Genomic DNA, 22,069 nt, shown 5'->3' on the forward strand with positions numbered 1-22,069 from the left:
GGCCTCCTGTTACTTGCTGTTGTTGATGCGGCGGCCGTTGGCCGGATCGTCGGTGACGCGTTTGACCTTTGAGGCGCCTTCGAGATGGCTGCGCATCAGCGCGGCCGCGGCCTCGCGCTCGCCGGCCTCGAGCCGGTCGAGGATCGCAAGATGCTCGCGGCAGTTCACCAGCACGCGCTGATAGCCAAAGGTCCAGTCGTAGTTCGCGAAGCTGCGCAGCCGGTTCTGCTGCTGCACGGCGACCAGCAGGAAGCGGTTGTCGGACGCGGCCGCCAGTCCTTCGTGGAAGGCTGCGTTCATCTCGAAGAAGGCGATGCTCGCGGTCTCATTCCAGGTTTGCCTGGTCGCGTCCTGATGACGCCGGCGCATCTCGGCGGCCCAGCCTGGGTCGAGCTGAAAGCCCGGCTCCAGCAGGGCGGCCGGCTCGATCAGCATCCGGTAGCGATAGCTTTCGGCGCGCGCCTGCGCGTCGGCGATGATCGGCTGAAATCGCCAGCCATGCCCGGGCTTGCGCTGCACCGCCGCGACCTCTGCAAGCTTGGCCAGCACCCGCTGCACCACCGGACGCGACGCGCCGTAGCGCTGCATCAGGTCGCGCTCGGAGACGTCGACCGGAAGACGGCCGCTGCGCCGGTCGCGCGCGATCGCAACGAACAGCCGGTCGGTATCTGCTGGCGCGGGCTTGCCTGGTGTCTTCGGCGCTGGCGGTGCCGTGTCCGTCACGAAGTAGCCGCGGCTTGCACCGACCCGTACGAGGCGGCGGCCTGCCAATAATTTCAGCGCCGCGCGCACCGGCGTGCGTGAAACCTGCAGCCGCTCCGCCAGCGCCACCTCGGCAAGTCGCGTGCCGGGCGCGAGTTTTTCCGCCCGGATCAGCTCCAGGATGCCCGCGGACAGTTCGCGCTGCAGGCGGCTCGGGGCTGCCTTCGCAATAGGCGCAGATTTTTGTTTCATGTACTCACAAAATACATTAGCCTTTGTGGAAACGCAAAAGGAAGTTGGCGCAAACGATGGTCGAACCCTTTCCCCTGATCGAGATTTCCGGTCCGCCTCATGAGCGTGGCAAGCAGTACGGCCGCCAGGCGGCCGATCGCATCCGCAAGGGCACCTCGCACTACTTCTCCCAACTCAAGGAGCTTTCGCTCGACGCCGCCGGCGTGGCCGAGCTGGTGCGCGACTATCTTCCGGTGATCGAGGCGTTCGAGCCTGATTATATCGAGGAGATGCACGGCATCGCCGAGGGCGTCGGCGTTCCGTTCGAGGATATCGTGCTGCTCAATGCCCGCACCGAGATCCTCAAGCTCGCCGAGCCCTCGGTTCGGGCGCGGCTGAAGACGCCCGACGAGCCCGACGGCTGCACCGGCGTCGTCGTGCTGCCGCAGGCGAGCGCGTCGGGGCGGCTGATCCACGCCCAGAACTGGGACTGGAAGCGCGAATGCGCAGAGACCGCCGTCGTGCTGAAGGTGCGCCGCGACGATGGTCCTGATCTGATGACCTTCACCGAGGCCGGCGCGCTCGGCCGCTGCGGCTTCAACGCGGTTGGTATCGCCATCACCGCGAATTATCTGCAGTGCGACCGCGACTATCGTCAAATCGGCGCGCCGCTGGCGCTGATCCGGCGCAAGGTGCTGGAGAGCGAGCATGTCGCGCTGTCGATGCGCACGGTCTATTGCACCAAGAAATCCGCCGCCAACAACATGATTGTCAGTCACCGCGACGGTGTTGCGATCGACTTCGAATGTGCGCCGGACGAGACCTTCCAGGTGCATCCCGATCGCGGGCTGCTGGTGCATGCCAACCATTTCGTCAGCCCGGTCGCGCTCGGCAAGCTCAAGGACACCGGCATCGCCAGCACGCCGGACAGCCTCTATCGCGACATCCGGGTCCGCGATTTGTTGCAGCCGCATCTCGGCGCCATCAGCTTCGAGACCGTGAAGTCGGCGCTGTTCGACGATTTCGCCTATCCATGGTCGGTGTGCCGGCCGCCGCGCCGCAACCTCGGCAACAATCTCAGCGCCACGGTCGCGATGATCCTGATGGAGCCGGCCAGCGGGCTGATGGAGGTCGCGCCGCTGCCGGCGCTGAACCGGCAGTTCACCAGCTACCGGCTCGAGGTGGCGGCCAGCCCGCGCAATGAGGCGGAGCCATCAGCGATCGCGAGGGCGTCCTGATGAACCTGTGTCGGCCATCGCGTGCGATGATGGTCGGCCTGATGGCGCTCGCCGCGGTGGTCGCGGCGCAGCCGTCGCGCGCCGGCGCCGAGACCCTGTTGCGGGCGCGGCTCAACGCCGACATCCGCTCCACCGATCCCGGCACCAACCGCGACGCCAACACCGACGGCGTGATGGCGCATATCGTCGAGGGCCTGGTCGCGTTTCGCGACGATACCTCGATCGGTCCGATGCTGGCGGATAGCTGGACCACCTCGAACGACGGCAAGACCTACACGTTCCATCTGCGCCAGGGCGTCAAATTCCAAAACGGCGCGATCATGACGGCCGCCGACGTGGTGTGGTCGTTGAAACGCTGGCTCGATCCCGCCACGCAATGGCGCTGCCTGTCCGAGTTCAGCGCAACCGGCATCGCCCGGATCGAGGCCATCGAGACGCCTGATACGCAGACCGTCGCGATCAACCTCGACCGTCCGACGGCGCTGTTCCTGTCGACATTGGCGCGGCCCGATTGCGGGCAGACCGCCATCATCCATCGCGACTCGGTCGGGGCGGACGGCAAGTGGATCGCGCCTGTCGGCACCGGGCCGTTCAAGCTCGGCGAATGGAAGCGCGGCCAGTACGTCGATCTGGTGCGCTTCGACGGCTACGCCGCGCGCAGCGAGCCGCGCACCGGCTATACCGGCGCCAAGATCGCGGAAGTCGACCGGATCAGGTTCAACGTCGTTCCCGACGGCTCGGCGGCCAAGGCGGGCCTGTTGTCCGGCTCGCTCGATGCAATCGGCAATCTTGCGATCCCTGATGTCGAGGACCTCAAGGGGCGGCCGGACGTGCAGCTCAGCATCACGCCCGCGCTCGGTCTCACCGGCATCCTGTTCCAGACCCGCGATCCGCTGCTCAAGGACGTGCGGATCCGGCGGGCGATCGCGCTCAGTCTCGACACGCCGCAGATCATCGACGCGGTGATGGAGGGCATCGCGCGCGCCAACAATTCGGCGCTGCCGATCGGAAGCCCGTTCTACGGCGAGGTGGAGACCCACGGCTACACCCAGGACATCGCCGAGGCCAAGAAGCTGCTGGCGCAGGCCGGCTATCACGGCCAGCCGATCAGGATGATCGCCAACAAGCGCTACAGCTATGTGTTCGATTCCGCCGTGCTGGTGCAGGCGATGGCGCAGGCCGCCGGCATCAATATCGAGATCGAGGTGCTGGATTGGGCCGCGCAGCTCGACCGCTACAACCGCGGCGATTATCAGTCGATGGCCTTCGTCTACTCGCCGCGGCTCGACCCGTCGCTCTCTTTCGAGATGCTGATGGGTCCGAAGGCGACCCAGCCGCGCAAGGTCTGGGACAATCCGGAGGCGCAGCGGATGCTGCAGGAGTCGATGATGATCGACGACAAGGCGAAACGCCAGCTTCTGTTCGACGAGCTGCACCGCCGCTTCATCGACGATGTGCCGATGATCGTCCTGTTCAACGGCGCCGAGATCGCCGCCCTGCGCAACAACGTCAAGGGATTTTCCGGCTGGCTGTTCGGGCAACCGCGCTTCTGGGGCGTGAGCGTGCAGTAGGGGGGATCGCGGCGATGCTGGGCTACCTCGCACGACGGCTGGCCATGACGATCCCGACGCTGCTCCTGGTGGCGGTCGCGGTGTTCACGCTGGTGCGTCTGATCCCGGGTGATCCGGTTCAGGTGATGCTCGGCGACAACGCCGATCCGGCGCAGGCCGCGCAATTGCGCGCGCAGCTCGGCCTCGATCAGCCGGTGCCGCTGCAATTCCTGTACTGGCTCGGCAAGCTTGCGACCGGCGACCTCGGTCATTCCATCACCAACAATCTTCCGGTGCTGCCGCTGATCCTGGAGCGCTTCCAGGTCTCGGCCGTGATCGTGCTGGTGGCGGTCGGCCTTGCCGCCTGCATCGCGGTGGTGGCGGGCCTGATCGCGGCCTGGAAGCAGAACAGCGCACTTGATCTTGCGATCGTCGGCGGTGCCACGCTGTTGCTGTCGATCCCGAGCTTCTGGCTCGGCCTTCTGCTGCTTTTGCTGTTCGGTTTGAAGCTGAAATGGCTGCCGGTGATCGGCTACGTGCCGTTCTCGGAGAATGTCTGGCAGGCGACGATGTTCATGGTGCTGCCGATCGTGACGCTGACCGCCGTCGAGATCGGCGTGCTGACGCGGATGGCGCGTGCGGCCTCGATCGAGGTGCTGCGGCTCGAATATGTCACGCATGCGCGCGCCAAGGGCGTTCCGGAATGGCTGGTGCTCGGCCGCCATGTGCTGCCGAACGCCTTCGCGCCGACCTGGACGCTGATCGGGCTGGTGCTCGGCCATCTGCTCGGCGGCATCGCCGTGATCGAAACCGTGTTCACGCTGCCGGGGCTTGGTCGGCTGCTGGTCGATTCGATCTTCGCGCGCGACTATCCGGTGGTGCAGGGCTGCTTGCTGTTCACGGCGGTGATCTATGTCGTCGTCAATTTGATCGTCGATCTCTGTTATCCGCTGTTCGACCCAAGGGTGGCGGTGGCATGAAATGGGTGGCCGTGGCATGAAATGGCGCGTCAACACCATGATCGGCGGCATGCTGATCGCGCTGCTGCTTGGCACCGCCGTAACAGCCGCAATCTGGACGCCGTTCGATCCGCTGCGGATCAATTTGAAGGCGCGGCTGCAGGCGCCCTCCGCGCTGCACTGGTTCGGCACCGATGAATTCGGCCGCGACGTGCTGAGCCGGCTGATGACGGGAGCCGCCGCCAGCGTGGTGGTGGCGCTCGCCACCGTCCTGATCGCCGTCAGCATCGGCGTGCTGGTCGGCGGCGTCGCGGGCTATCTGCGCGGCTGGACCGACCGCGTCATCATGGCGGTCAACGACGCGCTGCTGGCGTTTCCCGGCATCCTGCTGGCGCTTGCGGTGATGATCGTGATCGGCGCCAACAAGTCCGGCCTCGTGCTGGCGCTGGGGCTTGCCTATATCCCCTCGGTCGCGCGCGTGGTCCGCGGCACCGTGCTGTCGATCCGCGAGAAGGAATACATCGAGGCCTCGCGCGTGATCGGCAACTCCGAACTCTATTCGATGCTCCGCCACGTCTTGCCCAATGCGATCGCGCCGGTGGCGGTGCTCGCGACCAGCATGTTCGGCTGGGTGCTGCTGGCCGAGAGCGCGTTGAGCTTCCTCGGTCTCGGCGTACCGCCGCCGGCGCCGACCTGGGGCAACATGCTGGCGGCGAGCCGTCCCTATATGGAAACCGCGGCCTGGCTCAGCGTTGCACCGGGGCTGTGCATCGCGCTGACGCTGCTCGGGATAATCTGCTCGGCGATTCCCTGCGCGATCGCCTCGATCCCCGGATGGCGCACGGATGACCGCGCCGCTGCTCACCGTCGATCATCTGCGCATCGAAGCCGCCAGGACCGGCGCTGTCGTCGTCGATGATGTGTCGTTTGCGATCGAGCGCGGCGAATTCCTCGCCGTGGTCGGCGAGTCCGGCAGCGGCAAGACCGCGGCGGCGCGTGCCATTCTCGGCCTGCTGCCGCCGGGCCTGCGGCGGGTCGGCGGCGCGATCCGGCTCGATGGCGAGGATCTCGCTGATATCGCGCCACAGCGCATGCGCGCCCTGCGCGGCCGCTCGGTCGGCATGGTGTTCCAGGAGCCGATGGTGTCGCTCAATCCGGCGATCAGCGTCGGCGCGCAGATGGCCGAGGGCCTCGCCCTGCATGAGAAGCTCACGCGGGGCGAGATCAGGCAGCGCTGTCTTGACATGCTGGCGCGGGTGCAGATCCGCGATCCCGAGCGGACCTTCGATGCCTATCCGCATGAATTCTCCGGCGGGATGCGGCAGCGGATCATGCTGGCCTCGGTGATGCTGTTGAAGCCGAAGCTGCTGTTGGCCGACGAACCGACCACCGCGCTCGACACGCTGAGCCAGCGCGAGGTGCTCGACCTGATGGTCGAACTGGCGCGCGATCACGGCACCTCGGTGATGCTGATCACCCACAATCTCGGCCTGGTGTCGCGCTATGCGCAGCGCGCGGTCGTGCTGCGGCAGGGCAAGCTGGTGGAGACCGGCAGCGTCCGGCAGATCCTCTCTGCGCCGCGCGAGGCCTACACACGTCAACTGGTCGATGCGCTGCCGCGGCGGCGCGCCGCGACCGGGCGCCGCGCGGCCGGCGAGCCGCTGATCAGCGTGCGCGGCTTGAAGGTCTCGTTCGGCGGGCGGCAGCGCCTGTTCCGCAGGGATGCCGATGTTGCGGCGGTCAATGGTGTCGATCTCGAGATCGGCGCCGGCGAAACCGTCGCCGTGGTCGGCGGCAGCGGCTCGGGCAAGACCACGCTTGGCCGCGCCATGCTGCGGCTGATCCCGGCCGCAGGCGGCGAGATCCGCTTTCAGGGCAGGGACGTGATCGCGACGCGCGACCGCACGTTTCGCCTGGCCTCGCAGCTCGTGTTCCAGGATCCGTATTCGTCGCTCGACCCGCGCATGCGGGTCGGCGAGATTGTCGCCGAGCCGCTGCGGCATGTCCCGGCGCTTTCGTCCGCCGAGCGCGATCGGCGCGTCGCTGATATGCTCGACGAGGTCGGGCTTGCCGGCTTCGCGCAGCGCTGGCCGCATGAACTCTCAGGCGGTCAGCGCCAGCGCATCGCGATCGCACGCGCAATCGTGCGACATCCGTCCTTCGTGGTCGCCGACGAGCCCGTCTCCGCGCTCGACATGACGATCCAGGCCCAGGTGCTGAAGCTGTTCGAACGGCTGCAGGCGCAATACGGCTTTGCCTGTCTCTTCATCAGCCATGACCTCGCCGCAGTCGAGCAGGTCGCCGACCGCGTGGTGGTGATGCAGGGCGGCCGTATCGTCGAGCAGGGTTCGCGCGACGACGTGTTCGACCGTCCGCAGCATGCGTACACAAAGGCGCTGCTCGCCGCGACGCCGGTGTTGGATTTTTCCGGGCAAGCCGCGGCGCGCGCGTCGGGCTGATGGAACTCCAACGCTGACGCTGCGCGCGACGACCCCATAGTCCGCGGGCGCGCGGCCTGCTACACTTGCTCGCTCCGATAGAAGGAACACACGCCGCACCCAGACGGCGGCAATCGGGGGAACTCCCAATGCGGAATCCACGAACGGGCACGCGATGGATGATCGCGGCCATTGTCGCGATCGGCCTCACAGCTTCAGTCCCTGGCCGCGCCGCGTCGGTTGCGCCGGTCGCTGCCGAGAACGGCATGGTGGTCTCGGCGCAGCATCTCGCGACCCAGGTCGGCATCGAGGTGCTGAAGCGGGGCGGCAATGCGGTCGATGCCGCGGTCGCGGTCGGCTACGCGCTTGCGGTGGTCTATCCCGCCGCCGGCAATCTTGGCGGCGGCGGCTTCATGACCATCCAGTTCGCCGACGGCCGCAAGACCTTCCTGGATTTCCGCGAGACCGCGCCGAAGGGCGCCACCGCCAACATGTATCGCGACAAGGACGGCAAGGTCGTCAACGGCCTCTCCACCAAGGGGCATCTTGCCGTCGGCGTGCCGGGCTCGGTGTCAGGCATGGAATATGCGCGCGAGAAATACGGCACCATGAAGCGCGCGGACGTGATCGCGCCGGCGCTGCAACTCGCCGAGGACGGGTTTGTGCTCGACCGTGGCGACATCGATATGTTGAACTCCGCGGTCGACGATCTTCTCGAGGATCCGGCTTCGGCCGCGATCTTTCTCAACAACGGAAAGCCGTTCCAGGTCGGTGAGCGGCTGGCGCAGCACGAACTCGCCGAGACGCTGCGTGAGATCAGCAAGCGCGGCACCGACGGCTTCTACAAGGGCTGGGTCGGGGCCGCGATCGTGGCCGCGAGCCAGGCCGGCAAGGGCCTGCTCACGCAGGAGGATCTCGACAATTACAGGGTTCGTGAGCTCGCGCCGGTCGAATGCGACTATCGCGGTTACCACGTGGTCTCCGCGCCGCCGCCAAGCTCGGGTGGCGTGGTGATCTGCGAGATCCTGAACATTCTGGAAGGCTATCCGCTCAAGGAGCTGGGCTACCATTCCGCGCAGGCGGTGCACTACCAGATCGAGGCGATGCGTCACGCCTATGTCGATCGCAACAGCTATCTCGGCGACCCCGACTTCGTGAAGAATCCGCTCGCGCGTCTGCTCGACAAGGATTACGCGGCGAAGATCCGCGCCGTGATCGATTCGGCCAGGGCGGGCGTGTCCAAGGACATCAAGCCTGGCGTTCCGCCGCATGAGGGCAGCAACACCACGCATTATTCGATCGCCGACAAGGACGGCAACGCAGTGTCGGTCACCTATACGCTGAACGATTGGTTCGGCGCCAAGGTGACGGCGGCCAAGACCGGCGTGCTGCTGAACGACGAGATGGACGACTTCACGGCCAAGGTCGGCGTGCCGAACCTCTATGGCCTAGTGCAGGGGGAGGCCAATGCGATCGCCCCCGGCAAGCGTCCGCTATCATCGATGAGCCCGACCATCGTTTCCAAGGACGGCAAGCCGGTCATGGTGGTGGGCACGCCGGGTGGCAGCCGCATCATCACGGCCGTGCTGCTGACGATGATCAACGCCATCGACTATGACATGAACGCGCAGGAGGCCGTGGACATGCCGCGCTTCCACCAGCAATGGCTACCGGAGGCGACCAATGTCGAGGATTTTGCGCTGTCGCCGGACACGCGGAAAATCCTGGAAGGCATGGGCCACAAATTCGGCCCGCCGCAGCCGGCCAACCATCTCGCGGTCATCATCGTCGGCGCGCCGTCGCTCGGCGGCAAGCCGGTCGGCAACAACCGCTTCTATGGCGCGAACGATCCGCGCCGCAATTCGGGGCTCGCCGCCGGCTATTGATTGTCGCTGTGCGATTGCGTGGTGGCGGCCGGGCAGGGCCCCGGCGCTTGCGAGATGGATCTCGCGTCAGGCGACCGCCGTCGACCTGCCGTCGCCGTCCTGGCCGCCGATAAGCAGCAAGCGCCGGCGGATCGCGTCCTCGACCAGCGCCAGCGATTGCCGGGCTTCACGCGCCTCGGCCTCGGCGGCCTGAGCGCGGAATTCGGCGGCGTCGATCTGCTCCTGCTGGGACTCGATGCGCCGTCGGGCCTCCTCGAGCGCCCGGGAGGCGTCCCCCAGCTTGCGCTCTGTGGCAGCGATGATTTCGAGCTGCGCCTGTTCGGCGGCCTCGGCGCGCGCCTCGCCGGCGCGGGCCCGGTCCTCGATGCTGCGGAACAAATCCGCCGCCTGATAGACGAGGTCCAGGGCTTCCGTGCCCACAGCCGATGTGGGTGGTCTTGGAAATCCAAGAACGGTTGAATCGGTTGTAAAAGGCCGTCTAAGTCCGCGCAGTGCCATCGGAAATCAGCCCGCCGCGAGTAACGTGAATGGCAGCAGCTTGCGGTAGTTATAGTTAACAAATCTTTAATCCAGCCGACCCGGCGGTACTGTCCACCGATTTCTGATATCGCACCACCCTCAACGGCAGCGGGGTAGTGCAAGCGATGGGGCGGGCCCGCGTTTTTTTCGCAACGCGCGCTCTGCGCAAGCGCAGCGGTTGGAGAACGGCGGGCAATTCGGTGAGGTGCGCGCGAATCGCAGTGCCGTGTATCGGAGATCGATGCAGCACCGTGGCGCATCGCCCGGTCGGGACGTCCGCTGATTTGGCTTGAGCGCGCGAGCCGGGCTCTATGGCATAAGTTTGACGCCTGGCCTGGTTTAATTCTCCAGCGTCGAATTGCAGGTCGTTGGGGCGACCGATATACCGGGCAACCTATGTGGCACGCAGCGCGCTCAGAACGAGCGACGCACTCGCCACGGAAAATCTGGTCGATGAAATTTCTGTTGCGGTTCTTCGGGTTCCTGTTCACTGCAGGAACCATCCTGTTCCTGGCTGGTCTGGCCGCGGTCGCAGGGCTGTTCTGGCATTTTTCCAAGGACCTGCCCGACTATTCGCAGCTGCAGAACTACGAGCCGCCGGTGATGACCCGCGTGCACGCGGCCGATGGCTCGCTGCTCGGTGAGTTTGCCAAGGAGCGCCGGCTTTATCTGCCGATCCAGGCGGTGCCGAAGCTCGTGATCAACGCGTTCCTCGCCGCCGAGGACAAGAATTTCTATGAGCACGGCGGCATCGACTATACCGGCATGGCACGTGCCGGCGTCTCCTATGTCCAGAACTTCGGTTCCAACCGCCGTCCGCAGGGCGCCTCCACGATCACCCAGCAGGTCGCCAAGAACTTCCTTCTGACCAACGAGGTCTCGTTCAGCCGCAAGATCAAGGAAGCCCTGCTGGCGATGCGAATCGAGCGGGCCTATTCCAAGGACAAGATCCTCGAGCTGTATCTCAACGAGATCTATCTCGGGCTCGGCGCCTATGGCATCGCGGCGGCCTCGCTGGTCTATTTCGACAAGTCGGTGAACGAGCTCACGGTCGCCGAAGCGGCCTATCTGGCGGCGCTGCCGAAAATGCCGGCCAGCCTGCATCCGGTGCGCAACCGCGCGCGCGCCATCGAGCGGCGCAACTACGTGATCGACCGCCTGCAGGAGAACGGCTGGATCACCACCGCCGACGCCGACAAGGCGCGCAAGGACCCGCTCGTCGTCACCAGCCGTTCCAATGGCGCGCACACCTTCGCCGGCGAATATTTCTCGGAAGAGGTCCGCCGCGACATCTTCGAGCGCTACGGCGAGAAGAAGCTCTATGAGGGCGGCCTGTCGGTGCGCACCACGCTCGACCCCAAGGTCCAGGTGATGGCGCGCAAGGCCATGGTGGCGGGGCTCGTGAACTATGACGAGCAGCAGGGCTATCGCGGCGCGATTCAGAAGCTCGATCTGACCAGCGACTGGGGCGTGCCGCTCGCCGAAATCAAATCGCTCTCCGACATCTCGCCGTGGCGGATGGCCGTGGTGCTGGAGAGCAACGACCAGTCGGCGCGGATCGGCTTCCAGCCGGGCCGTGAGCTCGGCGGCGCCGTCAGCAAGCAGCGTGAGACCGGCATCGTCACGATGGACGGCGTGCGCTGGGCCAAGAGCAAGGGCAAGACGCCGACCTCGGTGGCGCAGGTGCTGCAGCCCGGCGACGTGATCTACGCCGACCCGCTGTTCAAGGACGGCCGCGCCGTCGAAGGCCAGTACCGGCTGCGCCAGATCCCCGAACTGTCGGGCGCGATGGTGGCGATGGACCCGCACACCGGGCGCGTGCTCGCGATGGTCGGCGGCTTCTCGTTCGACCAGAGCCAGTTCAACCGCGCGACCCAAGCCTATCGGCAGCCCGGCTCGACCTTCAAGCCGATCGTTTATTCGACGGCGCTCGACAATGGCTATACCGGGTCGACCGTGATGATCGACGCGCCGATCGAGATCGATCAGGGGCAGGGCAATGTCTGGCGGCCGGAGAACTTCTCCACCGGCAAGTATCAGGGCCAGGTGACGCTACGCAACGCGCTCCGGCTGTCGCTCAACACCGTGACGGTGCGGCTGGCGCAGGAAATCGGCATGCCTGTGATCGGCGAGTATGCCAAGCGCTTCGGTGTCTATGACGAGCTGCCGAACTATCTCGCCTATGCGCTCGGCGCCGGCGAGACCACGGTGATGCGGATGGCCACGGCCTATTCGATGATCGCCAATGGCGGCGTCCGCGTGAAGCCGACCCTGATCGACCGCATCCAGGACCGCTACGGCCACACCATCTTCAGGCACGACCAGCGTGAATGCCGCGGCTGCGACGCCCCGGAGGGCTGGAAGAACCAGGCGGAGCCGCAGCTCGTCGACCGCCGCGAGCGGGTGCTCGACGCGATGACCGCCTACCAGATCACCTCGCTGATGGAGGGCGTGATTCAGGCCGGTACCGGCACCGCGCTGAAGGAGGTCGGCAAGCCGATCGCCGGCAAGACCGGCACCTCCAACGAGGCCAAGGACCTCTGGTTCGTCGGCTTCTCGCCGGACCTCGTGGTCGGCCTCTATGTCGGCTACGACAAGCCGCGCTCGCTCGGCCGCAACGCGCAGGCCGGCCACACCGCGGCGCCGATCGCGCGCGACTTCATGAAGCTCGCGCTGGCCGACAAGCCCGCCACGCCGTTCAAGCAGCCGGTCGGCATCAGGCTGGTGCTGGTCGATTCCAAGACCGGCCTGCGCGCCTCGTCCGGTCAGAACAGGGGCGTGGTGCTCGAAGCCTTCAAGCCGGGCCAGGCGCCGCCGTTCTATGATCCGACGATGGTCGCCGGTACCGATGTGATCGACGGGACCCAGCAGCCGATCTCACCTGACGCGGGCCGTGCGGTGATGCAGTCCAGCCCGAGCGGGCTGTATTGAGGGCGATTTTCACGCCCATTCCCCGCCAACAATGCTTGCCAAGCGTGGGACCAAGCAGGTAGAAGGTCGCACTCGCGCGGGCGCTGATTTGGCAAGCGAAGGCGCTGCACCGAGATGTCCAGTCATCCAGCTAAGCTGTTGATACCACGGACAATTCTTGGGGAATGGTGTAACGGTAGCACAACAGACTCTGACTCTGTTTGTCTTGGTTCGAATCCAGGTTCCCCAGCCAATCTGCCTTGATGGCGCGAGCAACCCTCAAAATCCCGACACGACTGCGCGGCGCAGCCTGCTCCTGATGCAGGACCGGTCGTCACCCAGCGTGCCCTCACGGCATCGAGGGTGGATTAGCCCGGCGCAATCCACCATGGTCGCGCGCGGCTCCGGCCGCTGCAATGTTGCGACAGAGGTATAGGTGATGGACGAAATTCTTTATGCCCGCGAGCCGTCGATCGGCATCGACGAGTTCATCGAGGTGCTGCGCCAGTCGAGCCTCGGCGAGCGGCGTCCGCTGACGGATACCGAGCGGATGGAGCGCATGATCGCCAATGCCAATCTGATCGTGACTGCGCGGAAGGGGCACACGCTGATCGGCGTCTCGCGCGCGCTGACAGATTTCGCCTATTGCTGCTACCTGGCCGATCTTGCGGTCGATCGTCGGCACCAGGGGCACGGCATCGGCAAGCGGCTGATCGCGGAAACGCGACGCTACGCCGGACCTGAATCGATGTGCCTGCTGTTGTCGGCGCCTGACTCGATCGGGTTCTACAAGTCGATCGGCATGCCGCAACCGGACAACGCGTTTCTCTACAAGCGGGAGCGATAGAGCGGGCGGCTGCCTGCGCTGCCCTACTTGATCTTCTCGTACACCGTCGCGAAGTCTGCGAGCGGCATCGGGATGCTGATGGTTTCCTTGGCGAGATTCTGGAACGACACCTTGAGCTGCTTGCCCGATTTCAGCTGGCTCAGCACATCGGCCGCGATCGGCGCGTTGATGTAGCAGCCGCGCGCTTCGCAGGTCTGGATCGGCACGTCGACGGCCTTGCCGTCGTCGACCTGCAGCTTGGCGCCGACGGGCAGGTTCAGCCCGAGCGGAAGCTGGATCAGCGCGGCCGGCGTGCGGGTGTCGCCGGGAACGCGGATGTTGACCAGCACGATGAGCTGGCCGGTCTTGGTGAGCACCGCGGTCTGCTCCATCGCGCATTCGAGCGGGGCGTCGCGGCTTGCGCTGGTGCAGCGCGCGACCCAGCCGGTGTTATTGCCCGATGCGGCGTCGCCTTGCGGAGCTGCGGGAGCGGCTGCCTGAGCCGGCGTGGGGGCATTCTTGGCCTTGGGCGTCTGAGCGTGGCCGAGGCCGGCCATGCCGAACGCGGTCAACAGGACGACAAGCGACTTTGCGACAATCTGCACGGTACCGGCTCCGAAACGAACATCTTTCGGATGTGCCGGTATGAGGGCAAAGTCAAGTCACTCGGCGGCCTGCTTGACCGATCCGTCCTCGCCGTCGTCGGCGTCGTGATCGGCGCGCGGCGAGCGGCCCCAATTCGCGAACGCGTTGGAGAGCTTGTCGAGATAGAGATAGACGACGGGCGTCGTGAACAGCGTCAGCGCCTGGCTGACGATCAGTCCGCCGACCATGGCATAGCCGAGCGGCTGGCGGATTTCCGAGCCGGTGCCGGTACCGAGCATCAGCGGCACGCCGCCGAGCAATGCCGCCATCGTCGTCATCATGATCGGGCGGAAGCGGAGCAGGGCGGCCTGACGGATCGCCGCCTCCGGCTCCATATGCTGGTCGCGTTCGGCGGCGATCGCGAAGTCGACCATCATGATGCCGTTCTTCTTCACGATGCCGATCAGCAGGATGATGCCGATCAGTGCGATCAGCGAGAAGTCGAAACCGGCCGCCATCAGGATCGCCAGCGCGCCGACGCCAGCCGAAGGCAGCGTCGACAGAATGGTGATCGGGTGGATGTAGCTCTCGTAGAGAATGCCGAGGATCAGGTAGACCACCACGAGCGCGGCCAGGATCAGCAGCGGCACGGTCGACAGTGATTGCTGGAACGCCTGCGCGGTGCCCTGGAAGCTCGAGCTCAGGGTCGCTGGCGCGCCGAGGTCGACCATCGACTTCTGCACCGCCTCTGTCGCCTGGCCGAGTGCTGTACCCTGCGCCAGGTTGAAGGAGATCGTGATCGCCGGGAACTGGCCCTGATGGCTGATCGAGAGCGGTCGCACCGGCACGCTGGTCCATTTCGCAATGGTCGAGATAGGCACCTGCTCGCCGGTCAGCGGCGACTTGATGTAGATGTTGTTCAGCGTGTCGATCGCGCCCTGCAGCTCGGGCAGGACCTCGAGGATCACGTGGTAGCTGTTGAGCTGGGTGAAGTACTGCGTCACCTGGCGCTGGCCGAACGCGTCATAGAGCGTGTCGTCGATCAGCTGCGGCTGGATGCCATAGCGCGAGGCGGTGTCGCGGTTGATCTTCAGCTCGACCGTGGTGCCGTTGGTCTGCTGGTCGGTGGCGACGTCGCGCAGCTGCGGCAGCGTCTGCATCTTGCTGAGGATCTTCGGCGCCCACTGGTTCAGTTCGCTGAGGTCGGCATCCTGCAGCGTGAATTCGAACTGGGTGCGGGTCGGGCGGCCGCCGAGGCGGACGTCCTGCGCTGCCTGCATGAACAGCCGGGCACCCTCGATCTTCTCCAGCTTCGGACGCAGCCGGGCGATCACCTGCTGCGCGTTGGCGTCGCGATCCCTGAGCGGCTTGAGCGTGATGTACATCGCGCCGTTGTTGCCGGCGCGGCCGCTGCCGCCGATCGCCATCGCCACCGTCGCGACGGCCGGATCAGTCATCACGATCTTGCCGAGCTCCTCCTGCCTCCGCTTCATATCCGCGAAGGAGATGTCCTGGCTGGCTTCCGACGTTGCCGTGATCAGGCCGACGTCCTGCTGCGGGAAGAAGCCCTTCGGAATGACGACGAACAGGTAGACCGACAGCGCCAGCGTCCCGAAGAAGATCATCAGCGTCGTGAACTTCCAGCGCAGCGCGAGATCGAGCCCGGACTGATAGCCGCGCAGCATTGCGTCGAAGCCGCGCTCGCTGAGCTGATAGAAGCGGCCGTGCCGCTCCTCATTATGGGCGCGCAGGAAGCGCGAGGCCATCATCGGGGTCAGCGTCAGCGACACGAACATCGAGACGAAGATCGTCATCGCCAGCACGACCGCGAATTCGCGGAACAGGCGGCCGATGATGCCGCCCATCAACAGCAGCGGGATCAGCACCGCGACCAGCGAGATGCTGATCGAAACGATGGTGAAGCCGATTTCCTGCGAACCCTTGAAGGCGGCCGCCATCGGCTTTTCGCCCTCTTCGATGTAGCGGCTGATGTTCTCCAGCATCACGATGGCGTCGTCGACCACGAAGCCGACCGCGATCGTGAGCGCCATCAGCGACAGATTGTCGAGCGTGTAGCCGAACACCCACATCAGCGCGCAGGCGCCGAGCAGCGCCAATGGCACCGTGACGGTCGGGATCACGGTGGCCCAGAAACTGCGCAGGAAGACGAAGATCACCATCACGACCAGGAAGATGGTCAGGAGCAGGGTGAACTGGACGTCCTCCACCGCGGCGCGGATCGTGGTGGTGCGGTCGGAGATGACATCGATCTTGATCGCCGGCGGGATCGCGGCGACCAACCGGGGCAGCGTCGCCTTGATCTTGTCGACGGTGTCGATGACGTTGGCGCCGGGCTGCTTGAAGATGACGAGGAACACGCCGCGCTTGCCGTTGGCCCAGGCGGCCTGCTTGGCGTCCTCCGGGCCGGTGACCGCCCGGCCGATGTCGCGAATGCGCAGCGGCCCGCCATTGCGGTAGGCGATGATGACGTCGTTCCACGGATCGGCCGTGAGCAGCTGGTCGTTGGCATAGATGGTGTAGGCGCGGGTGGCGCCGTCGATATTGCCCTTCGGGCTGTCGACAGTGGCGATGTTGATCGCGGCGCGGACGTCTTCCAGCGACAGGCCCTTGGCGACCAGCTTGGCCGGATCGATCTGGACGCGAACCGACGGCTTCTGCTGACCGCCGATGATGACCTGCGCGACGCCGGAGATCTGGCTGATCTGCTGGGCAAGTTGCGCATCGACGGCATCGCTGACCGTGGTCAGCGGCAGCGTGTCTGACGTCGCCGACAGCAGCATGATCGGCGAGTCGGCCGGGTTGACCTTGCGATAGGTCGGCGGCGAGGGAAGGGTCTTCGGCAGCTGGCCGCTTGCCGCGTTGATGGCGGCCTGCACGTCGTTGGCGGCGCCGTCGATTGAGCGGTTGAGATCGAACTGGATGGTGACCGCCGCGGTGCCCAGATAGCTCGTCGAGGTCATCTGCGCGATGCCGGGGATCTGCGCGAACTGGCGTTCCAGCGGCTGAGCGACCGAAGTCGCCATCGTCTCCGGGCTTCCGCCCGGCAGCGTCGCGGTGATCTGGATGGTCGGAAAGTCGACCTGCGGCAGCGGCGCCACCGGCAGCAGCGGATAGGCGACGAGACCTATGAACAGGATGCCCGCCATCAGCAGCGAGGTGCCGATGGGGAAGCGGATGAATGGTGCGGAAATTCCGGCGCTCATTCCTGCGTGACCTTCGACTGGGATTGATCCGAGCTCGCCACCGCCGTCGTCACCAGGGTCCCCGGCGAGACCTTGTACTGGCCCGCGGTGATCACCTGCTGTCCCGGCGACAGGCCTTCCTCGATCACCGACTTGCCGTCGATCGACTGGCTGACCTTGATCTTGCGAAGCTCGGCCTTGTTCTCCTGATTGACTGAATACGCGTAGAGGCCTTCGGTGCCATGCTGCACCGCGTCATCCGGGACGACGGTGGCATCCTTCAAGGTCCTGACCAAGAGCCGGGTCGAGACCGACTGGCCTGGCCACAGCGCATGGTCCTTGTTGTCAAACACCGCCTTCAGCCGGACAGTCCCGCTTGACGTGTCGACCTGATTGTTGATCAGCGCCAGGGTTCCGGTGGACAGCACCCGCTTGCCGTCGGTGGTCAGGGCAATGGTCTTGGGCGGCGCCACGGCCAGCGCCGCCTTGATGTCGGGCAGCTGGTCTTCGGGTGCGGTGAAGATCACCGTGATCGGCTCGATTTGGGTGATCGTCACAATGCCGGTCTGGGCCGAGGCGTTGACGATGTTGCCGATATCGACCAGTCGCAGGCCGACGATGCCGTCGATCGGCGACTTCACGGTGGTGTAGTCGACCTGGGTCTGGGCGTTGAAGATGGCGGCCTCGTCGGCGGCGATCTGGGCCGTGAGCTGGGCCACGGTGGAACGCTGGGTGTCGAGCTGCTGGCGCGTCGCGAACTCGCCGAGCTTGGTGTAGCGCTGCAGGTCGAGATTGGCGTTGGCGATATTGGCCTCGTCCTGCGCCTTCTTGGCCTTGGCCTGGTCGAGCGTTGCCTGATAGGGCCGCGGATCGATCTCGACCAGCGTGTCGCCGGCCTTGACGAACTGGCCTTCCTTGAAGGCGATCCTGGTGATCTGGCCGTCGACCCGGGTGCGGACCTGGACGGTGTTGAAGGCCTGCACCGTGCCGAGACCGGTGAGATAGACCGGGAAGTCAGCCTTCTCGACCGGAGAGATCTTGACCGGAACGGCCGGGCGCTGGGCAGCCCGCTTCTGCGCAGCCGCGATCGCCTGCTGGTTGTCGGTGTATTTCTGCCAGCCGAAATAGCCGGCCGCGCCGACCGCCGCGATCACTAAAACCCAACCGATGGTGCGTGACTTTGACATGCGGACTCTTGGGCTCGACGTAACAATAAAGGGTGATCGAAACGCTTCACAGAGCTTGCGGATATAATATGCGTGCACTTAATGTGTAAACACACCAAGGCTTGAGAATCCTAAACATTTGGAAAGGTTTAGGTCAGAAACGAGCAGAAACATTCCGTCTGGGAAACGCACCGAGGACCCCTATGTCGCTCGATCTCAAACGCCAGTTCATTGCGCAACTCGTGGAGAGTTCCAGGCTGCTGCGCAATTATATCGATCATCGCGCCAAGGCGCGAGGCACCACGCGTGCACAATGGATTGTGCTGTTCCGCCTGCGCGAGCAGGAGGGACTGTCCCAGGTCGATCTCGCCGACGTGCTCGAACTGCAGCCGATCTCGCTGGTGCGGCTGCTTGATCGCCTTGTTGAGCACGGCCTGCTCGAACGCCGGCCTGACCCCAGGGATCGCCGCGCCAATCGCCTGTTCCTGACCAGGACCGGGCGCCGCCTCGTCGACGACCTCGACAGTCTGCGCGATGCGATCGCCGGCGACGTGCTGCGCGACGTGTCGGACAGGCATGTCGAAAGCGGCCTCAACACGCTTCGCGAGGTCAAGGATCGCATCAAGGCGCTCGGCGAGGAGGCCGAGCACATCGCCGCGAAATAGCGCGCATCTCGTCGCGCGCAGATCTGCTTTCTTGTCCGTTCACCTGCTGCAGCTTGCGCGACGTGGTTGAAACGCCGCGTGATGTCGTTCATACGCGAGCGACGATGCGAGCGGATGAGGGCAGCGATGGATGAGTTGAACGGGCGCATGATGGCATGCCAGATTCTGGTCACCGGATTGATCGCGCGCGTCGCCAACGAGCAGCGCGACCCGCTGCGCTTCCTCACCGACTTCCGCGACGAGATCAAAGCTGTCGTCAACGGCGTCAATATCACGGGCCTGGAGAACAGCGACAGCGTGCGGCAGGTCGCGCAGCGAACCATCGACGAGCTGTTTTCGCTGATGAAGCCACCGAGCGCCGAGTGATCGGGACGACGTACAGACCAGCGCCTTGCAGGGCGGTGGCCGCTGACGCTTGGGTGTCACTTTAGAACAGTTATTAGAACGCTTAAAAACTAGAGTTTAGAACGATTTCAAAGCGCAGATTAGAATCGCTTTGAATTGGGGCGATTCAAGCCGATTGTGGCGCTGATCGCATTGATAAAAAAACTCACGCTCGATAACCGATGAAGACAGTTCGTCGCAGCTTCATTTCGCGAACGAACTGGATTTATCTGGGGCACGCAAAAAATGAGCAATGTGAAGGCGCCGAGATCGTTGCGCTTCGATGCAGCGAACGGTTCGGCTGATGATACGGGCTATTCCGCCACGAAGGTTTCCGCGGTCGCTGGTCTGATCGCGGTGGCGTCGTTTTCGGGGGCGGAAGCGCAGCAAACCAACCTTCCGCCGGTGAATATCGATGCGCCGGTCGCGCGGCCCAAGCCCGTCACATCAAAGCCGACCTCGGACCAGGTGCGCGCCCGCAATGCGCTACGTCGTGCCGCGCGCCGCAACAACCAGCAGGCGCAGCAGGCACCGGTGCCGTTTCCCAACGCCGGCGGTCTTGCCGCCGACCGCGACCCCTACGCGGATCCGGCCGCGCCGTACAAGGGCGACCGCTTGCAAGCATCCGGCAAGTATCCCGAGCCGATCCTGAACACGCCGAGGTCAGTTACCGTGCTGACCAAGGACGTGCTCGAAGACAAGAATGCGACCTCGCTGAAATCGGCGATCCTGTCGACGGCCGGCGTCACGCTCGGCACGGGCGAGGGCGGCAACGCCTTCGGCGACCGCTTCTTCATCCGCGGCTTCGATGCGCGCAATGACATCTTCATCGACGGCGTCCGCGACGCCGGCGTCAGCGTCCGCGAGAACTTCTTCACCGAGCAGGTCGAGATCCTGCGCGGTCCGGGCTCGTCCTTTGCGGGACGCGGCACCACCGGCGGTGCGATCAACATCGTCACCAAGCAGGCGACGACGGAGAAGAGCTTCTACAACATGGACACGACGTTCGGCACCGACCGCACCAAGCGGGTGACGCTCGATGTCAACCAGGTGATCAGCCCGACGCTGGCGATCCGCGCCGGCGGCCTGTTCCAGGATGCCGGCGTTGCCGGCCGCGGCTATGTCACCGACAATCGCGATGGCGGCTTCGTCGCAGCGACCTGGAAACCGGTCGACGCGGTCAAGATCACCGGCAACTACATCCATACCGAACTCACCGGTATCCCGGATTTCGGCGTGCCGTACTACCGGCCGAGCACGGCGAGCACGGCCGGTGGCCCGTTCCCGGACTTCGGCGTCAACCGCAACAATTTCTACGGCTTCGTCAACCGCGACTTCTTCAGGACCGGGCAGGACATCGGCACGATCAATGCCGAGGTCCAGATCACGCCGGACCTCATGATCAGCAACAAGATCCGGGAATCGCGTTCGACCCAGAAATACATCGGCACGCTCCCTGAATCGCCGACGCTCGCCGCTGGCGCGCCGTTCACGGCGTATACGCTGAGCGCCAATCCGCAGAGCCGTTTCCAGGTCACCGACGTGTTCGCCAACCAGACCGAGGCGACCTACAAGTCGGTCGACGGGCTCGGCTTCAAGCACACGACGACGGCCGGCGTCGAATACGACAACGAGCGGTCTTCGATTGACAGCTTCACCGGCCTGAGCTCCGAAATCACCACCGGCACATCGTCGTTCACGGGGAGCGGTTCGCTCTCCGGCGTCAGCGTCTTCAACCCGCAATTCACAAATCAGCCGTTCGGGATACCGTCGCTCCTGGGAAGGCCGACCAAGATCGGTATCGACACCGTGAGCGGATACGTCATGGATTCCGCCAACTACAACGACTTCGTCATCCTCAATGGCGGCGTCCGTTACGACGACTACAAGATCAACACGTCCGCATTCGCGACCAACGGCACCCTCGGCCAGCAGTCGGCCGAGTTCGGGATGCCGAACTTCAACCTTGGCCTCACCTTGAAGCCGCTGCCGAACGGCAGCGTCTATGCAGCCTACGCGACCTCGTCCAACCCTGTCGGCGCCGAGTTCGACGGCACCAGCACCGCCTATGGCGGCATCAATCCCAACCTTCCCGGCGGCAACACCCAGATCTTCGGGCCGGAAAAGAACAAGGCCATCGAGGTCGGCACCAAGTGGGAGCTGTTTGATCGCCACTTGCTGGTGACGGCGGCGCTGTTCCAGACCGAGAAGGAAAACGCGCGCGAAGCGCAGAATGTCAACAACGCAACCGCGGCTTCAGCGCTTGGATGCACCTACCCAGCCGGAACGACCGGCAACATCTCCTGTATCACGGCGGGCGCCGCCTACCGTATCCGCGGTATCGATCTCGGCGTCGGCGGCAAGATCACCGACAAGTGGAGCGTGTTCGGCGGACTGGTGCTGATGCAGTCGGTCGTGACGAAGTCGCTGGCGCCGCCGGCCAACACGATCCTGTACTCCAGCAACGTTGGATTGCCGCTCGCCAACGTCGCGCCTCAGTCGTTCAGCATGCTGACGAAGTACCAACTCACCGACATGTGGGAGCTCGGCGGGCAGGCGGTGTACCGCTCGAAGGTGTATGGCGGCACGTTGCTCGCGGCGAACCAGGGCACGTCGATCCCGAGCTACTGGCGCTTCGACGCCTTCGCCGAGGCGAAGATCGACAAGAACTGGACCATGAAGCTGTTCGTCAACAACATCTTCGACAAGCGCTACTACGACGCGTTGTACCAGAGCGCAGCGCCGTTCGTGCTCGAAGCACCCGGACGCGCCGCGTATCTGGTTGTTTCTGCGCGTTACTGAAGGAG

The 22,069-nt window shown here is 65.0% G+C and carries 15 protein-coding genes, 1 tRNA gene and 1 pseudogene; 12 read left to right on the forward strand and 5 right to left on the reverse strand.

The annotated features are described in order from the left end of the window. Positions 1–9: 9 nt before the first annotated feature. Positions 10–954, reverse strand: coding sequence for a GntR family transcriptional regulator (locus WDM24_RS16675; protein WP_338831829.1), 945 nt, complete (start codon positions 952–954; stop codon positions 10–12). A gap of 56 nt (positions 955–1,010) precedes the next feature. Here WDM24_RS16675 and WDM24_RS16680 point away from each other — a divergent pair, with 56 nt between their 5' ends. The 6 genes and pseudogenes from WDM24_RS16680 (at position 1,011) to ggt (ending at position 9,004) form a co-directional block, all read left to right on the forward strand. Further along, positions 1,011–2,171: a C45 family peptidase gene (locus tag WDM24_RS16680; RefSeq protein ID WP_338831830.1), complete on the forward strand. Its 1,161-nt coding sequence runs from the start codon at positions 1,011–1,013 to the stop codon at positions 2,169–2,171. Next, a complete protein-coding gene (locus tag WDM24_RS16685; RefSeq protein ID WP_338699621.1) occupies positions 2,171–3,742 on the forward strand; it encodes an ABC transporter substrate-binding protein in 1,572 nt (523 codons plus the stop codon). Before WDM24_RS16680 ends, WDM24_RS16685 begins: the two co-directional genes overlap by 1 nt. Positions 3,743–3,756: 14 nt before the next feature. Next, on the forward strand, positions 3,757–4,701 hold the full coding sequence (locus WDM24_RS16690; RefSeq protein ID WP_338831831.1) for an ABC transporter permease: 945 nt from the start codon (positions 3,757–3,759) through the stop codon (positions 4,699–4,701). 16 nt (positions 4,702–4,717) lie between these two features. Further along, positions 4,718–5,529, forward strand: a pseudogene (locus WDM24_RS16695) (ABC transporter permease). Beyond that, positions 5,526–7,139 (forward strand): ABC transporter ATP-binding protein, encoded by a 1,614-nt coding sequence (locus WDM24_RS16700; protein WP_338831832.1) that lies wholly within the window; start codon positions 5,526–5,528, stop codon positions 7,137–7,139. Before WDM24_RS16695 ends, WDM24_RS16700 begins: the two are co-directional and overlap by 4 nt. A gap of 128 nt (positions 7,140–7,267) precedes the next feature. Beyond that, positions 7,268–9,004, forward strand: a complete 1,737-nt coding sequence (gene ggt / locus WDM24_RS16705; RefSeq protein ID WP_338699627.1) for a gamma-glutamyltransferase — start codon at positions 7,268–7,270, stop codon at positions 9,002–9,004. A 66-nt stretch (positions 9,005–9,070) separates the two neighbouring features. Here ggt and WDM24_RS16710 read toward each other — a convergent pair whose 3' ends face one another. Next, positions 9,071–9,424, reverse strand: a complete 354-nt coding sequence (locus WDM24_RS16710) for a hypothetical protein (protein ID WP_166296742.1) — start codon at positions 9,422–9,424, stop codon at positions 9,071–9,073. A gap of 552 nt (positions 9,425–9,976) precedes the next feature. On the opposite strand from WDM24_RS16710, the gene WDM24_RS16715 reads away from it, so the two are divergent. The 3 genes from WDM24_RS16715 (at position 9,977) to WDM24_RS16725 (ending at position 13,280) form a co-directional block, all read left to right on the forward strand. Continuing rightward, positions 9,977–12,454, forward strand: coding sequence for a penicillin-binding protein 1A (locus WDM24_RS16715; protein WP_338699631.1), 2,478 nt, complete (start codon positions 9,977–9,979; stop codon positions 12,452–12,454). 158 nt (positions 12,455–12,612) lie between these two features. Continuing rightward, positions 12,613–12,686, forward strand: a tRNA-Gln gene (locus tag WDM24_RS16720). A gap of 186 nt (positions 12,687–12,872) precedes the next feature. After that, the gene (locus tag WDM24_RS16725) at positions 12,873–13,280 is read left to right on the forward strand and encodes a GNAT family N-acetyltransferase (protein WP_338699633.1); all 408 of its coding nucleotides are present in this window, start codon (positions 12,873–12,875) and stop codon (positions 13,278–13,280) included. Between the two features lie 23 nt (positions 13,281–13,303). Here WDM24_RS16725 and WDM24_RS16730 read toward each other — a convergent pair whose 3' ends face one another. From WDM24_RS16730 to WDM24_RS16740, 3 genes are all read right to left on the reverse strand, one after another. After that, the gene (locus tag WDM24_RS16730) at positions 13,304–13,816 is read right to left on the reverse strand and encodes an invasion associated locus B family protein (protein ID WP_338701275.1); all 513 of its coding nucleotides are present in this window, start codon (positions 13,814–13,816) and stop codon (positions 13,304–13,306) included. Positions 13,817–13,921: 105 nt separating this feature from the next. Continuing rightward, a complete protein-coding gene (locus tag WDM24_RS16735) occupies positions 13,922–17,068 on the reverse strand; it encodes a multidrug efflux RND transporter permease subunit (protein WP_338699635.1) in 3,147 nt (1,048 codons plus the stop codon). Further along, on the reverse strand, positions 17,065–18,234 hold the full coding sequence (locus tag WDM24_RS16740) for an efflux RND transporter periplasmic adaptor subunit (protein WP_338699637.1): 1,170 nt from the start codon (positions 18,232–18,234) through the stop codon (positions 17,065–17,067). Before WDM24_RS16740 ends, WDM24_RS16735 begins: the two co-directional genes overlap by 4 nt. 182 nt (positions 18,235–18,416) lie before the next feature. On the opposite strand from WDM24_RS16740, the gene WDM24_RS16745 reads away from it, so the two are divergent. The 3 genes from WDM24_RS16745 to WDM24_RS16755 all read left to right on the forward strand — a co-directional run bounded on the left by WDM24_RS16745 (position 18,417) and on the right by WDM24_RS16755 (position 22,064). Then, positions 18,417–18,878: a MarR family winged helix-turn-helix transcriptional regulator gene (locus WDM24_RS16745; protein WP_338699639.1), complete on the forward strand. Its 462-nt coding sequence runs from the start codon at positions 18,417–18,419 to the stop codon at positions 18,876–18,878. Between the two features lie 126 nt (positions 18,879–19,004). Next, a complete protein-coding gene (locus tag WDM24_RS16750; protein WP_166204262.1) occupies positions 19,005–19,244 on the forward strand; it encodes a hypothetical protein in 240 nt (79 codons plus the stop codon). A gap of 264 nt (positions 19,245–19,508) precedes the next feature. Continuing rightward, positions 19,509–22,064 carry a TonB-dependent receptor gene (locus tag WDM24_RS16755; protein WP_338699644.1) on the forward strand — a complete coding sequence of 852 codons (2,556 nt, stop codon included), beginning with the start codon at positions 19,509–19,511 and terminating at the stop codon, positions 22,062–22,064. Positions 22,065–22,069 lie beyond the last annotated feature (5 nt).

It is taken from the genome of Bradyrhizobium sp. 27S5, from assembly GCF_037217225.1.
Classification (GTDB): Bacteria; Pseudomonadota; Alphaproteobacteria; order Rhizobiales; family Xanthobacteraceae; genus Bradyrhizobium; species Bradyrhizobium septentrionale.